The organism is Nonomuraea sp. NPDC003707, from assembly GCF_053587055.1.
Genome location: NZ_JBSFNK010000011.1, coordinates 95,782 through 109,115, shown reverse-complemented (window position 1 = coordinate 109,115; position 13,334 = coordinate 95,782). Strand labels below are relative to the sequence as shown.

The 13,334-nt window shown below is 68.0% G+C and carries 13 protein-coding genes and 1 pseudogene; 10 read left to right on the top strand and 4 right to left on the bottom strand.

Features of this window, described 5'->3' with window-relative positions; all coding sequences use genetic code 11:
• Positions 1-33 precede the first annotated feature (33 nt).
• Together ACWDRB_RS28390 and dop are read left to right on the top strand one after the other, a co-directional pair.
• On the top strand, positions 34-1,113 hold the full coding sequence (locus tag ACWDRB_RS28390; RefSeq protein ID WP_449898592.1) for an acyltransferase family protein: 1,080 nt from the start codon (positions 34-36) through the stop codon (positions 1,111-1,113).
• Positions 1,114-1,199: 86 nt separating this feature from the next.
• Positions 1,200-2,714 carry a depupylase/deamidase Dop gene (gene dop, locus ACWDRB_RS28385; RefSeq protein ID WP_363969745.1) on the top strand — a complete coding sequence of 505 codons (1,515 nt, stop codon included), beginning with the start codon at positions 1,200-1,202 and terminating at the stop codon, positions 2,712-2,714.
• A gap of 38 nt (positions 2,715-2,752) precedes the next feature.
• Here the strand turns inward: dop and ACWDRB_RS28380 are convergent, their stop codons facing one another.
• Positions 2,753-3,157 (bottom strand): hypothetical protein, encoded by a 405-nt coding sequence (locus tag ACWDRB_RS28380; RefSeq protein ID WP_350735389.1) that lies wholly within the window; start codon positions 3,155-3,157, stop codon positions 2,753-2,755.
• Between the two features lie 147 nt (positions 3,158-3,304).
• On the opposite strand from ACWDRB_RS28380, the gene ACWDRB_RS28375 reads away from it, so the two are divergent.
• Both ACWDRB_RS28375 and ACWDRB_RS28370 read left to right on the top strand, forming a co-directional pair.
• Positions 3,305-3,514 (top strand): ubiquitin-like protein Pup, encoded by a 210-nt coding sequence (locus ACWDRB_RS28375; protein WP_185076845.1) that lies wholly within the window; start codon positions 3,305-3,307, stop codon positions 3,512-3,514.
• A 32-nt stretch (positions 3,515-3,546) separates the two neighbouring features.
• Positions 3,547-4,545, top strand: coding sequence for an endonuclease domain-containing protein (locus tag ACWDRB_RS28370; RefSeq protein ID WP_449898586.1), 999 nt, complete (start codon positions 3,547-3,549; stop codon positions 4,543-4,545).
• Here the strand turns inward: ACWDRB_RS28370 and ACWDRB_RS28365 are convergent.
• Together ACWDRB_RS28365 and ACWDRB_RS28360 are read right to left on the bottom strand one after the other, a co-directional pair.
• Complete coding sequence (locus ACWDRB_RS28365) at positions 4,518-5,579, bottom strand: DNA polymerase IV (protein WP_449898584.1); 1,062 nt, start codon at positions 5,577-5,579, stop codon at positions 4,518-4,520. The two genes, ACWDRB_RS28370 and ACWDRB_RS28365, sit on opposite strands and share 28 nt — an antisense overlap.
• A 277-nt stretch (positions 5,580-5,856) precedes the next feature.
• Positions 5,857-5,976, bottom strand: a pseudogene (locus tag ACWDRB_RS28360) (carbohydrate ABC transporter permease); the annotation flags it as partial.
• On the opposite strand from ACWDRB_RS28360, the gene ACWDRB_RS28355 reads away from it, so the two are divergent.
• Complete coding sequence (locus ACWDRB_RS28355; protein ID WP_449898582.1) at positions 5,918-6,082, top strand: hypothetical protein; 165 nt, start codon at positions 5,918-5,920, stop codon at positions 6,080-6,082. The pseudogene ACWDRB_RS28360 and the gene ACWDRB_RS28355 overlap by 59 nt on opposite strands.
• A gap of 300 nt (positions 6,083-6,382) precedes the next feature.
• Here the strand turns inward: ACWDRB_RS28355 and ACWDRB_RS28350 are convergent, their stop codons facing one another.
• Positions 6,383-7,750, bottom strand: coding sequence for an extracellular solute-binding protein (locus ACWDRB_RS28350; RefSeq protein ID WP_449898580.1), 1,368 nt, complete (start codon positions 7,748-7,750; stop codon positions 6,383-6,385).
• Between the two features lie 195 nt (positions 7,751-7,945).
• Between ACWDRB_RS28350 and prcB the strand changes: the two genes are divergently transcribed.
• The 5 genes from prcB (at position 7,946) to ACWDRB_RS28325 (ending at position 13,189) form a co-directional block, all read left to right on the top strand.
• A complete protein-coding gene (gene prcB, locus ACWDRB_RS28345) occupies positions 7,946-8,794 on the top strand; it encodes a proteasome subunit beta (protein WP_397370080.1) in 849 nt (282 codons plus the stop codon).
• Positions 8,795-8,815: 21 nt separating this feature from the next.
• Positions 8,816-9,610, top strand: coding sequence for a proteasome subunit alpha (gene prcA / locus ACWDRB_RS28340; RefSeq protein WP_449898976.1), 795 nt, complete (start codon positions 8,816-8,818; stop codon positions 9,608-9,610).
• Between the two features lie 506 nt (positions 9,611-10,116).
• Positions 10,117-10,662 (top strand): hypothetical protein, encoded by a 546-nt coding sequence (locus tag ACWDRB_RS28335; RefSeq protein WP_449898577.1) that lies wholly within the window; start codon positions 10,117-10,119, stop codon positions 10,660-10,662.
• 152 nt (positions 10,663-10,814) lie between these two features.
• Positions 10,815-12,173, top strand: a complete 1,359-nt coding sequence (gene pafA, locus ACWDRB_RS28330; RefSeq protein ID WP_185076838.1) for a Pup--protein ligase — start codon at positions 10,815-10,817, stop codon at positions 12,171-12,173.
• A 74-nt stretch (positions 12,174-12,247) separates the two neighbouring features.
• Entirely contained in the window at positions 12,248-13,189 is a 942-nt protein-coding gene (locus ACWDRB_RS28325; protein ID WP_449898574.1) for an FKBP-type peptidyl-prolyl cis-trans isomerase, read from the top strand.
• The last annotated feature ends 145 nt before the right edge of the window (positions 13,190-13,334 follow it).

Below are 13,334 nucleotides of genomic sequence, written 5' to 3'. Positions count from 1 at the left end.
AACCGGCCCAAGCATGCTCGGGGGGACGGCCGGTTGGCCGAGCTCGACCTCCTGCGCTTCATCGCCGCCCTGGCCGTCGTCGCCTTCCACTACCTGGTGGCGTACGCGTCCGTCTGGGGGGCCAGGCCCGCCGCGCTGTTCCCGCCGCTGGCGCCCTTCGCGGGGTTAGGCATCCTCGGTGTCGAGCTGTTCTTCATCATCAGCGGGTTCGTCATCCTCATGACCGTGTGGGGGCGCGGCCTCGGCGGGTTCGCCCAGTCCAGGTTCGTCCGCCTCTATCCCGCGTACTGGCTCAGTCTCGGCGCCACCGCGGCGCTCTACGGGCTCACCGGCGCCAAGGCGCTGGACCCAAAACTTTCACCAGGCGACTACCTGGTGAACGCCACCATGTTCCAGCGGTTGTTCAAGGTCACCGACGCCAGCCAGGTCTACTGGTCGCTGTGGGCGGAGCTCCGCTTCTACCTGCTGATGGTCATCCTCGTGATCATCGGGGTCACGTACGGGCGCGTCCTGATCTTCTCCGGCGTCTGGCTGGTGGCCGCCTTCGGCGCCGACCTGCTCGGCAACGAGATCGTCAACGAGATCGTCATGCCCGACTACGCGCCCTACTTCATCGCCGGCATGTCCCTCTACCTCATCCACAAACACGGCAGCGCCTGGCTCCCATGGCTCTACGTGGCCGGCGCGTACGCCCTGTCGATCGGCTCCGCGCTCGACCGGGTCCACCGGCGCGTCGACAACGTCGGGTTCAAGAACATGCCGGTCACCGACGTCAGCGTGATCATCACCATCACGCTGATCTTCGCCGTGATGGCCGTCGCCGCCCTCGGGCTGATCCGCCTCAAACCGTCCAGGACGCTCACCGCGCTCGGCGGCATCACATACCCGCTTTACCTGTTCCATGGCGTCGTCGCGGTGGCCCTCATCCCAGTGCTCACCGGCCACATGCCCCCCTGGGCCATCGCCACCACGACCGTCCTGACGGCCGTGGTGCTGTCGTATCTCGTGTACTCCTTTGCCGAACGGCCCATCCAGCGGCTACTCAAGCCCCGCAGACCCACGCAAACCCCATCAGCTCCGGCCGTACAGGTTGAAAAGGCGTCGGTGCCATAACTCTGTGACCCTGGGGCACTGTGAAGGGCATAGGCTCGGGCATATAAACGGCGGATAGGCAGATCCGGACGAACAGAGGGTGTTGCATGACGGTGCGTCGGGTGATGGGCATCGAGACCGAGTACGGCATCTCCGTACCCGGCCAGCCAGGCGCCAACGCGATGGTGACCTCCTCACAGGTCGTGAACGCCTACCTGGCCGCCTCGGCGGCCCGGGCGCGCAGGGCCCGGTGGGACTTCGAAGAGGAGAACCCACTCCGCGACGCGCGCGGCTTCGACCTGGCCAGAGAGGTCGCCGACCCCAGCCAGCTCACCGACGAGGACCTCGGCCTCGCCAACGTCATCCTCACCAACGGCGCCCGGCTCTACGTCGACCACGCCCACCCCGAATACAGCTCGCCCGAGTGCACCAACCCCCGGGCCGCCGTCATCTGGGACAAGGCCGGCGAACGCGTCATGTACGACGCCGCCACCCGGGCCTCCGCCATCCCCTCCAACGCGCCCATCCAGCTCTACAAGAACAACACCGACGCCAAGGGCGCCTCCTACGGCTGCCACGAGAACTACCTCATGCGGCGCGCCACCCCCTTCGCCGACATCGTCCGGCACCTCACCCCCTTCTTCGTCTCCCGCCAGGTCGTCGTCGGCGCCGGCAAGGTCGGCATCGGCCAGGACTCCCGCGGCGAAGGCTTCCAGATCAGCCAGCGCGCCGACTTCTTCGAGGTCGAGGTCGGCCTCGAGACCACGCTCAAGCGGCCCATCATCAACACCCGCGACGAGCCGCACGCCGACCCCGAGAAGTACCGCCGGCTGCACGTGATCATCGGCGACGCCAACATGTCGGAAATTTCGACATATCTGAAGCTGGGCACCACCGCCCTCGTCCTCGCCATGATCGAAGAAGGCTTCCTCACCCGCGACCTCGCCGTCGAAAACCCCGTACAAGCCCTCCGGGCCGTCTCCCACGACCCCACCTGCCGCTACGAGATCGCCATGCGCGACGGCCGCAAGCTCACCGCCATCCAGCTCCAGATGGAATACCTCGAACAAGCGCGCAAATACGTCGAAGAGCGAGGTACCGCCCAAGAGGAGATGAACAAGGACATCCTCGACCGCTGGGAGTCCGTCCTCACCCGGCTCGCCGAAGACCCCATGCAGCTCTCCCGCGAACTCGACTGGGTCGCCAAACTCGAACTCCTCGAGGGCTACCGCACCCGCGACGGCCTGCCCTGGTCCCACCCCAGACTCCAGCTCGTCGACCTGCAATACTCCGACATCCGCCCCGACCGCGGCCTCTACAACCGCCTCGTCGCCCGCGGACGCATGCAACGCCTCGTCACCGAAGACGAAGTCCAGCGCGCCGTCGAACACCCGCCCAACGACACCCGCGCCTACTTCCGCGGCCGCTGCCTGCGCCAATACAGCGAATCCGTCGCCGCCGCCTCCTGGGACTCCGTCATCTTCGACATCCCCGGCCGCGAATCACTCCAGCGCGTACCCACCCTCGAACCACTGCGCGGCACCAAAGCCCACGTCGGCGAACTCTTCGACCGCTGCCGCACCGCCGCCGACCTCGTCGCCGCCCTCACCGGCGGCGACTGAGCCCCTCTGAACGAGACCGGCCCACACGGGCCGGTCTCCTACAACAGCCCCACACCCAGCGTCAGCGTGCCCACCGCCAGGCACGCCCCGCCCGCCACCGTCAGCCAGATCAACCTGCTCGGCTTCGTGTCACCCGGACGCACCACCGACAGGAAGAAACCCAGCGGCATCAGGATCGGCGCGGCCACGATCAACACCCGCGTCAGGGCCTTCACACCCTCCGGCAGACTCGCCTGGTCCACATAGAGCATCGCCACCAGCGAGAACAGCACCAGCACGCCCGCATGCGCGTGCCCGGCCCGCCACAGGCCACGCCGAACCGGGTTGTCCAGGTAGCCGGGGACATTGCGCATCAGGAACTTCAACAGGGTGACGCCGCCGAAGGCCACCCCGGGGACTGTGATGAGGAGCACACCGGCCGTGCTCAGGGATGCGGGGGACATCGGAACCTCCTCGTGTGTAGGTGGATCCATTGTTGGATAGTTTGGCTATCTAGTCAAGCCGGCAAGATCGCTGGGCGATCGGCGCGAAATGTCGCTCGGTTCGGGGAAGATATGCCTTAGAGGCAGTCCCCCAACCGGAGGTAGGACATGGCAACCAAGGACACCGGAGGCCAGAAGCAGGCCGGTCGGCGCGAGAGCGAAGTCGAGGAGACCGAGGCCTCGGCGACGCCGGACGTTCAGGAGCGCCAGGAGAAGCTCACGGACGATGTCGACGCAATTCTGGACGAAATCGACGAAGTTCTCGAAGAGAACGCAGAGGAATTCGTGCGCTCTTATGTACAAAAGGGCGGAGAGTAGGGCAAAACGGACATTTAAAAGGGGCAAATCGGGTGGAAACGCCGGACGAGGTGAAGCGATGCCCGGACTGCGGTGAGACCAAGGCGGTCTCCGAGTTCGGGCTCAATAAGCGCTTGGCTGATGGTCGTGCGCGGTATTGCAAGGCCTGCTTTCGGAGGCGTTCCACTCAGAGCTATCGCAAACGCATGGCTGAGCAAGGCAAAACGGTGCGAGAGGTGCGGGAAGTCCCCGAGGGGCACAAATACTGCCCTCGTTGCGAGAAAGTGAAGCCGGTTACGGAGTTCGGGCGCAACCGGGCGGTGAAGTCGGGCCTCACCAATTACTGCAAGCCGTGTCACAACAGCGTGATGCGGGAGGAGCGGATCAAGAATCACGGCAGCACTCGCAACTATCACCTGAAGCGCCGCTACGGCATCACCGAGGACGACTTCGAGCGCATGCTCGCCCACCAGGGCGGGCTCTGCGCCATCTGCCGGGCCGTCCCCGGCACGTTCGTCGACCACAGTCATCAGACCGGCCAGGTCCGGGGCATCCTCTGTTTCAACTGCAACAACGGGCTCGGCCACTTCGGCGACAATCTGGTGTTGCTGGAGTTGGCGGCCCTTTATCTGGACGGGGAGATTCTCTGGCCCGAGTTCGTGGTCCTCCCGCGGCAGCGCGCCTCGGATGAGGTGGCGCGGACGCGGAGTTATCACCTGACGCAGCGCTATCGGGTGCGGCATGAGGGTGTCGAGCGGATGATTTCGGCGCAGCATGGTTTGTGTGTGGTGTGCTGGGATCGGCCGCCCGAGCATGTGGACCATTGTCATCGCACGGGTGATGTGCGGTTTGCGTTGTGTCTGCCGTGCAATACGGGGATCGGGCAGTTCAGGGATGATCCCGGTGTGGTGTGGCGGGCGCTTTCTTATGTCGAGGCGACCGTTGAGGAGTTCGACGAGGTCGAGGTTTCGGAGGAGGAGTTTCGGGGGTTGGTCGAGGCTGAGGAGCGGCTTCGGGGCGAGTTCTATTCGACGGTGTCGAGGGTGGGCTGATCGGCTTTGGGGAGGGTGTAGTCGACGGCGACGCCCAGGAGGCGGACCGGGCGGGTGAGGTCGAAGCGGGTGAGGATGGTGAGGGCCGCCTGCTGGATGGTGGCCGGGTCCGTGGTGGGGGCGGGAAGTTTTGACTGGCGGGTTCGGGTGAGGAACGGGGTGAAGCGGACCTTGACCGATACCCGGGTGATGTCGCGGCCGGCTTCGCGGGCGTCGTGGGCGACCTGGGTGGCGAGGGCGGCGACGTGGTGGGTGATGTCGGCTTCGTCGGTGAGGTCGTGCTGGAAGGTGGTTTCGCGGCTGTGGCCGCGGGCGATCCAGGGTGTGGTGACGATTTCGGCTTCGCCTTTGCCGAGGGCGAGGTAGCGGTACCAGGGGCCGTTGGTGGGGCCGAAGTGGCGGGCGAGGTGGGCGGGGTCGGCGGCGGCCAGTTGGGCGACGGTGTGGAGGCCCAGGGCGGCGAGTTTTTTGGAGATCTTGGCGCCGATGCCCCAGAGCGCGTCGGTGGGGCGGTCGTTCATGGTCTCGGCCCAGTTGTCGCTGGTGAGGCGGTGGATTCCGGCGGGTTTGGCGAGGCCGGAGGCGAGTTTGGCCTGGTGTTTGTTGTCGCCGATGCCGATGGAGCAGGACAGCTGGGTGCGTTCGCGTACGGTCTGGCGGATGGTGGCGGCGAGGGTTTCGGGGTCGTCGGTGGTGGCGCCGAGGAAGGCTTCGTCCCAGCCCCAGATTTCGACGCGTACGGGGAATTCGCGGAGTACGGCCATGACGTGGGCGGAGGCGGCTTCGTAGGCGGGTGGGTCGCTGGGCAGGAAGATCGCTTCGGGGCAGCGTTTGAGTGCGGTGCGCAGTGGCATGCCGGAGTGGATGCCGTGTTCGCGGGCTTCGTAGGTGGCGGTGGCGGCCACGGTGCGGGGTTGGGTGGGGTCTCCTGAGCCGCCGACCACGACGGGTTTGCCGCGGAGTTCGGGGTGGCGGAGGATCTCGACGGCGGCGATGAACTGGTCGAGGTCGACGTGGAGGATCCAGTCCCTCATGGTTTTCAGTATGTCGTGAGGCGGTGTGGAGGCGGTCGTCGCGGTAGGTGAGGGCGTGGCGGGGGCTGCCCAGGCGGGGTTGCCGATGGGTGGTGTGTCGCCTTCTTGGACGACGGCCTGGATGAGGGTGGCGGGGGTTCCGGGGGCAGTGGGGGTTTCGGGGTCGGCGATGGTGCGCGGCGGCGTGGTCTTGTCGCAGCCGGACGGGCCAGCGGCGGACCACGGCGATGGTGGCCAGGCCGGGGCGGACGAGCGGGATCACGAGGTGGCGCGGGATCTGCAGGGGAGAGGCGCCGAAGACGCGGGCGGACTCCTCGTTCGAGGTGGGGGTCTCGTCCATGAAGTCCTTGAGGATGAAGATCGCGGTGGGCGGCAGGCCGCTGGAGACGACGAGGATGACGCCGAGGTGGGTGTCGATGAGGCCGAGCCGGGTGGCCGGCTCGAAGATGGGCACCATGGCGGCGGTGCCGGTGACGACCGATGACAGCAGCAGGAGCAGGTAGAGCAGTGCGTCCCGGCCGGGCACGCGGACGCGGGAGAGGCGTGGTTGCCGAGCCCGACGACCTGCGGTTCGGCGGCGGCCAGGCCGGTGAGGCGGTGATCGGTGAGTCCGAGGTAGATGGTCCACAGCGCGGGGAAGATCAGGAAGACGGCGATGAGGACGAGGGCGGGCAGCACGAATGCGACCGCCCTGCCTTTGCCGAGCCCTGCGGCGTCGGTGCTCATGGCGATCCCTCGATCGCCGGGATCCTGTGTCTTCCCTCGTCTGTGTGGTCGGCTCACCGCTCATGGCGGGGCCGGGCTCAGCCGCCGACGTGGGCCGGGCCGCCGACGAGGTCCTCCAGCTTCGCCTGGTACGCGGCGGCGGCCTCGTCGGGGCTCGTGCCGCTGACGACGGCGGCGGTGGCCTCCTGCAGCGCGGCCGACACCTGCGGGTAGACGGCCAGGCCGGGGCGGTAGGCGGTGAGGGGCAGCACCTCGTCGGCGACGAACTTCAGCATCGGGTCGGCGGTGAGCACCTCGTCGTTGACGTCGGCGCGCGAGCTGATGCGCGCCTGCCCGGCCAGCTGCGCCTTCGTGGCCGCCGCCGAGTGCATGAAGGCGAGCAGGTCCCAGGCGAGCCTGGGGTTCTTGGAGTTCGGGTTGAGCACGCGGACGGCGCCGCCGGACATGCTGACGAAGTCCTGGCCGCGGACGCCGGCGCCGGGCCGCTCGGCGGGGATCTTGGCGTAGCCGACGACCTGGTCGCGGTCCTTCATGGGGGCGACGCCGGCCCGGGGTTCGACGACGGAGCGCCAGAAGTAGTCGCTCTCGGCGAGGATGCCGATCTTGCCGGCGGCGAACTGGGCGAAGGACTTGTCGCGGCCCTTGGCCTCCTGCTGCAGCTTGGGGTCGCCGAGGCCGCTGCCGCCGTAGATCTGCCGGTAGAAGCCGAGCGCGTCCTTGAGCGACCGGGAGGCGCCGGTCCACTTGCCGGCGGCGTAGATCTCGGATCCGGCGCCGGCGAGCAGGGGGAGCACGCCCTGCATGGTCGTGGCCTCGCCCATGGCGGTGCCGGCGTCGATCTGGATGGGGACGGGCACGCCCGCGGCCTTGAGCCTGGTGCCGGCGTCGATGATGTCCTGCCAGCTCTTGGGCTGCCACGGGCCGGGCAGGCCGGCCTTGGCGAACAGGGTCTTGTTGTAGAACAGGACGCGGCCGTCGGTGCCCTGCGGCAGGCCGTACTTCTTGCCGTCGAAGATGCCCAGGCTCTGCACGGCCTGCGGGATCTGCGACCAGCCCTCCCACTGTTCGACGGTGGCGCCGCCGACCTCCGGCAGCGGTTTGATGTAGCCGGCCTGGGCGAACTCGCCGACCCAGATGCCGTCGATGTCGATCACGTCGGCGCCGGTCCTGGACTTGAGGTCGAGCGCGATCTTCGTCTTGTACTGCTCGTCGTCGACGCCGCTGGGCTGGAAGAGGACCTTGACGTCGCGGTGCGTCCTCTCGAACTCGGGGATCACCCACCGCTTGATCCAGTCGGCGGACTCGGAGTTCTTGCCGCCGGAGATGGAGTTGGCGGCGATGGTCAGGGAGACGCTGCCTGCGCCGGAGTCCGCGCCGGTGCCGCAGGACGTGAGGGCGAGGGCGGCCAGGGTGGCGATCACCGCAGGTCGGCTGGGGAATCGCATGTCGGCCTCCTGTTCAGGACGTGCAGACATACCGACAGTCGCACGGCCGCCGGGAGCCGTAAAGAAACGATCTGAACACGGAACGGGGCGGCGTGTGATCACGCGGGTTCGCCGTGAGCTGATCGTGGGAAGTGCAGACAACAACGCAACATGAGTAGGGTCGCCCTAGGAACACTGACGTTTGGAGGGAGTCGCGTGGCATCGCACAGGGATCTGCCCGCCGGCTTGGTCAACCAGCTTTTCCGCAACACCGGAAGTTCCTCGTTCACGGAGTTTGTCAGCTCGTATGCGCCTGATTTGCTGCCGCAGCGGAATGAGGTGCTGGCCACCCCGATCGGCGACCAGGTCCCGCACGCGACGACGATCGTGGCCGCCACCTTCGCCGGTGGCGTGATCATGGCGGGCGACCGGCGGGCGACGTCGGGCAACATCATCTCCCAGCGCGATGTGGAGAAGGTCTTCCGCGCCGACGACTACTCGTGCATGGGCATCGCGGGCACGGCCAGCACCGGCATCGAGTTCGCCCGGCTGTTCCGGGTGGAGCTGGAGCACTACGAGAAGCTCGAGGGCCGCACGATGTCGGTGGCGGGCAAGGCCAACCGGCTGGCCACCATGATCAGGGGCAACCTTCCGATGGCGATGCAGGGGCTGGTGGTGGTGCCGCTGTTCGCCGCGTACGACCCCGACAAGGACGAGGGGCGGATCTTCAGCTACGACGTCGCGGGCGGGCCGTACGAGCGGGAGAGGTTCGACGCGATCGGCTCCGGCTCGATCTTCGCGCGCGGGTCGTTGAAGAAGCTCTACCGCGACGGCTCGTCGGCCGACGACATGGTGATGACGCTCATCCAGGCCCTTTACGACGCCGCCGACGACGACTCGGCGACCGGTGGGCCCGACGTCACCAGGAAGATCTGGCCGATCGTGTCGGTGATCGACGGCGACGGCTTCCGCAGGCTGAGCGAGGAGCAGGTCTCCGACTATGTGGAGCAGATGCTCGAAGCCCGCCTGATCTCGCCTGACGGCCCCATCGCCCCGCTGCGCTAGAAAGGACCACCGCACGTGTCCATGCCTTTTGGATATGCGTCCCCTGAGCAGATCATGCGGGACAAGGCCGACTACGCGCGCAAGGGCATCGCGCGGGGCCGCTCCGTCGTCGTGCTGCAGTATGTCGACGGCATCCTGTTCGTCGCGCCCAACCCGTCGCGGGCACTGCACAAGATCAGCGAGATCTACGACCGCATCGGGTTCGCGGCCGTGGGCCGCTACAACGAGTTCGAGGAGCTGCGGCTCGGCGGCATCCGCTACGCCGACATCAACGGCTACACCTACGACCGCTCCGACGTGACCGGGCGCGGCCTGGCCAACCTGTACGCCTCCAACCTGGGCCGCATCTTCACCGAGTCGATCAAGTCGCTGGAGGTGGAGGTCGTGGTCGCCGAGGTCGGCGAGACCAAGGACGGCGACGCGATCTACCGGCTCACCTTCGACGGGTCGGTCTTCGACGAGCACGGCTTCGCGGCCATGGGCGGCCAGGCGGACGCGGTGTCCACCCGGCTCAAGGAGCGTTACCGCGACTCGATGTCGCTGGCCGACGCGCTGGAGGTGGCGCTGACGGCGCTCACCGAGCCGGGCGGCGAGCGGCCGCCGGTGGCGCAGCTCGAGGTGGCGGTCCTCGACCGCAACCGGGAGCACCGCAAGTTCCTGCGGCTCACGGGCGCCCGCCTGGAGCGCCTCCTGGCCCAGACCACCACCCCGCCCCCGGCCGCCACCCCGCCGCCCGCGGCCAAGCCCTCGTCCGAGGACACCCCGCCTCCCACGGGGCCTGAGGGCGACGTGGACGACGGCTCGTCGCCGCTGTAGCCGTCCACTCTTCTCACACCCGCCAGGGGCCGCTACGGCAGCCCCTGGCGGGTTTTTCGTTGGCTCGGTACGGGTGTGGCGGTTTCCGGGCCTGGTACGGGTGCCACGGTTTCCCGGGTCCGGTACGGGGCGGCGGCGATTACTCCGGGGCACAGCCGTCATTTCGGCAACTCGCGGCGCGGGCCTGGACGGGTGCCTCGGGGGCTCGTCGGACGCCGCGCCCGTCGCCCGAAGGGGTGCGGGCGGTCGCGCGACACGGCAGCGGGGCGTCGGGGTAGCGGGGCACGGGCGGTGAGTGCGCGGGCCGGTGCATGGGCAGCGGTCCGTTGGGTGCTGTGTGCGGGGGAGCTGTGAGTGGTGAGGGGGTGGAGAGGTCGGTGAGGTGGTGTGGGGTGGTGGGGAAGGCGGTATCGGTGGTGAAGGTGTGGGGGAGTGTGACTTGTATCACTGGGGTTGAGGCGAACTTCGGGGGGTGATATGGGATCTCAGAATCCGTGAACACTCCCATGCGTGGCCTCCTGGCGGCCGGTGCCGCTGTGGCCGTGGTGCTGAGCTCCGGTGTGGCCGCCCACGCCGCCCACGCCGCCTCCGCGGTGGTCGGCGCGTCCTCCGGGTACGCCGCCGCGTTCCCCAACTTCAAGGCGCCCAAGCCTTTCGGCACGACCCTCCAGTCCGACCCGAAGCACGACTTCACCAAGGGCATCCACTCCCGTCATGACGGCATCCTGCGCGGCCGGATCACCCTGATCCGCGGTGACGTGGCCGAGTACCAGCCGATCAAGTGGAAGAAGGGCACCGAGACCGAGGGCTACTTCGTGGGCCCGCCCGAGGGCGACGTCATGGCGTACGCCTCGCCCGTCGCCAAGGACGTGGTCTACCTGTCGGCGTTCGGCTGCGGCAAGTCGGAGGGCGGCATGACGATCAACCGGGACACCGGGCTGGGCGACAAGCGCTGCTCCAGGTCGGTGCTGATGAAGCGGGAGGGGAAACCCGCGCTCATCACCGTCTACAAGGGGAAGATCGTCCAGGTTCAGGAGATCTGGACGCCCTGACACGAGGGCCCTGGAAAACGCGGGAAAAAGGACCCGCGCCCCGTGGGGGCGGGCGCGGGACAAGGGGATAAAGGAGGGGTCACAGAGGGCCGGGTGGGAAAACACCTGGAAGATCTCTCCCGCTCGCGGATCCATGGGCATAGTGTGAGGTGATGGATCGTCGCATCTTCGGGCTGGAGAACGAGTACGGTGTGACCTGCACGTTCAGGGGACAGCGCAGGCTGTCGCCCGACGAGGTCGCGCGCTACCTGTTCCGGCGGGTCGTGTCCTGGGGCCGATCGAGCAACGTCTTCCTCCGCAACGGCGCGCGTCTCTACCTCGACGTGGGCAGCCATCCTGAATACGCAACACCCGAGTGTGACAACGTCATCGAGCTCGTCACGCACGACAAGGCGGGTGAGCGCATCCTCGAGGGCCTGCTGGTCGACGCCGAGAAACGGCTTCGCGAAGAGGGCATCGCGGGTGACATCTATCTGTTCAAGAACAACACGGACTCAGCCGGCAACTCCTACGGCTGCCACGAGAACTACCTGGTCGGCAGGCACGGGGAGTTCGGGCGGCTGGCGGACGTGCTGATCCCGTTCCTGGTGACGCGGCAGATCATCTGCGGGGCCGGCAAGGTCCTGCAGACTCCGCGCGGCGCCGTCTATTGCGTCTCGCAGCGGGCCGAGCACATCTGGGAGGGCGTCTCCAGCGCCACGACCCGGTCCCGGCCCATCATCAACACCCGGGACGAGCCGCACGCCGACGCCGAGCGGTTCCGCCGCCTGCACGTCATCGTCGGCGACTCCAACATGAGCGAGACCACGATGCTGCTCAAGGTCGGCGCCACCGACCTGGTGCTGCGCATGATCGAGTCGGGCACGGTGATGCGGGACCTGTCGCTGGAGAACCCGATCAGGGCCATCCGCGAGGTCTCCCACGACATGACCGGCCGCCGCAGGGTGCGCCTGGCCAACGGCCGGGAGGCCTCCAGCCTGGAGATCCAGCAGGAATACCTGTCCAAGGCGAAGGACTTCGTCGACCGCCGCGGCGGCGACGCCATCGCCCACCGGGTGCTGGAGCTGTGGGAGCGCACGCTGAACGCGGTCGACACCGGCAACCTCGACCTGGTCTCCCGGGAGATCGACTGGGTGACGAAATACCAGCTCATCGAGCGTTACCGGAAGAAGTACGACCTGCCGCTGTCCTCGCCCAGGGTGGCCCAGCTCGACCTGGCCTACCACGACGTGCACCGCAAGCGCGGCCTGTTCTACCTGCTGCAGAAGCGTGGCTCGGTGGAGCGGGTGGCGTCCGACCTGAAGATCTTCGAGGCCAAGTCGGTGCCGCCGCAGACGACCAGGGCGCGGCTGCGCGGCGAGTTCATCCGCAAGGCGCAGGAGAAGCGGCGCGACTTCACCGTCGACTGGGTGCATCTCAAGCTCAACGACCAGGCGCAGCGCACGGTGCTGTGCAAGGACCCGTTCCGCAGCGTGGACGAGAGGGTGGACAAGCTCATAGCCGGGATGTAGCGCGTGGTTTACCTCGGGCCTACCAGGATGTCGGGTAGGGTGACGCGAATCTGCCGTCTTCCCGAGGGAAACCCATGCGCCGCGCTATGGCCGTACTGGCCGCCGTGCCACTGATCCTGTTCGCCGCCGCCTGCGGATCCGACGACGGTGCGAGCACCGGCGCCACCGCCACCGCCGCTGGCGCCGGGGCGGGGGTCAAGGTCACCGGTGACGTGGGCGGCAAGCCCACGGTGACCTTCCCCGCCGGCACGCCCGCCAGCAAGTCGTCGTACGAGGTGATCCAGCCGGGCACCGGCGACGGGATCAAGGCCGGCGACCGCGTGATCGTCAACCTGACCGTCTACAACTGGGACGGCAAGGGCAACGCGGTCCAGGGCTCCTCCTACGACACCAAGAAGCCCGAGACGATCGCGGTCGACCAGCAGATCCCGCAGGTGCTGCAGGAGGGCTTCACCAAGGTCAAGCACGGCGGGCGGCTGCTGGCCGTGCTCGCCAACGACAGCATGGCCCAGCAGCAGGCCACGCAGCCGGCCGAGCCGACCAAGGTGTTCGTGTTCGACATCGTCGGCACCCAGCCGCCGCCGCTGAAGGCCGCCACCGGCAAGGAGACCGGCGACAGCCTCAAGGGTGTCAAGGTCGTCAGCCCGGGCGGCGACAAGGCGCCGACGCTGACCACGAAGACCGATGAGAAGCCGTCGGACAAGCTCGTCGTCAAGACGCTCATCGAGGGCACCGGGCCGAAGGTGGAGGCGAGCCAGACGCTCACCGTCCACTACACGGGCAAGCTGTGGGGCAGCGACAAGCAGTTCGACTCCAGCTGGGAGCGGGGCCAGCCGGCCGAGTTCCCGCTGTCGGGGGTCATCAAGGGCTGGCAGCAGGGCCTGGCCGGGGTGCCGGTCGGCAGCCGGGTCGTGATGAGCATCCCGCCGGACCTCGGCTACGGCGACCAGGCGCAGCAGGGCATCCCCGCCAAGAGCACCCTCGTGTTCGTGGTGGACATCCTCGGCGCCTCCTGAGCCGACTTCCCGTCCGGCCCGCGGGCGGGCCGGACTGGGCCGGACGAGGGCCGGACGAGGGCCGGACGAGGGCCGGACGAGGGCCGGACGAGGGCCGGACGAGGGCCGGACGAGGGCCGGACGAGGGCCGGACGAGGGCCGGACG

Coding starts and splice junctions, on each gene's coding strand:
- dop (WP_363969745.1), top strand. CDS start 1,200: ATGACGGTGCGTCGGGTGATGGGCATCGAGACCGAGTACGGCATCTCC.
- ACWDRB_RS28380 (WP_350735389.1), bottom strand. CDS start 3,157: ATGTCCCCCGCATCCCTGAGCACGGCCGGTGTGCTCCTCATCACAGTC.
- ACWDRB_RS28375 (WP_185076845.1), top strand. CDS start 3,305: ATGGCAACCAAGGACACCGGAGGCCAGAAGCAGGCCGGTCGGCGCGAG.
- ACWDRB_RS28365 (WP_449898584.1), bottom strand. CDS start 5,579: ATGAGGGACTGGATCCTCCACGTCGACCTCGACCAGTTCATCGCCGCC.
- ACWDRB_RS28355 (WP_449898582.1), top strand. CDS start 5,918: ATGAAGTCCTTGAGGATGAAGATCGCGGTGGGCGGCAGGCCGCTGGAG.
- ACWDRB_RS28350 (WP_449898580.1), bottom strand. CDS start 7,750: ATGCGATTCCCCAGCCGACCTGCGGTGATCGCCACCCTGGCCGCCCTC.
- prcA (WP_449898976.1), top strand. CDS start 8,816: ATGCCTTTTGGATATGCGTCCCCTGAGCAGATCATGCGGGACAAGGCC.
- ACWDRB_RS28335 (WP_449898577.1), top strand. CDS start 10,117: ATGCGTGGCCTCCTGGCGGCCGGTGCCGCTGTGGCCGTGGTGCTGAGC.
- pafA (WP_185076838.1), top strand. CDS start 10,815: ATGGATCGTCGCATCTTCGGGCTGGAGAACGAGTACGGTGTGACCTGC.
- ACWDRB_RS28325 (WP_449898574.1), top strand. CDS start 12,248: ATGCGCCGCGCTATGGCCGTACTGGCCGCCGTGCCACTGATCCTGTTC.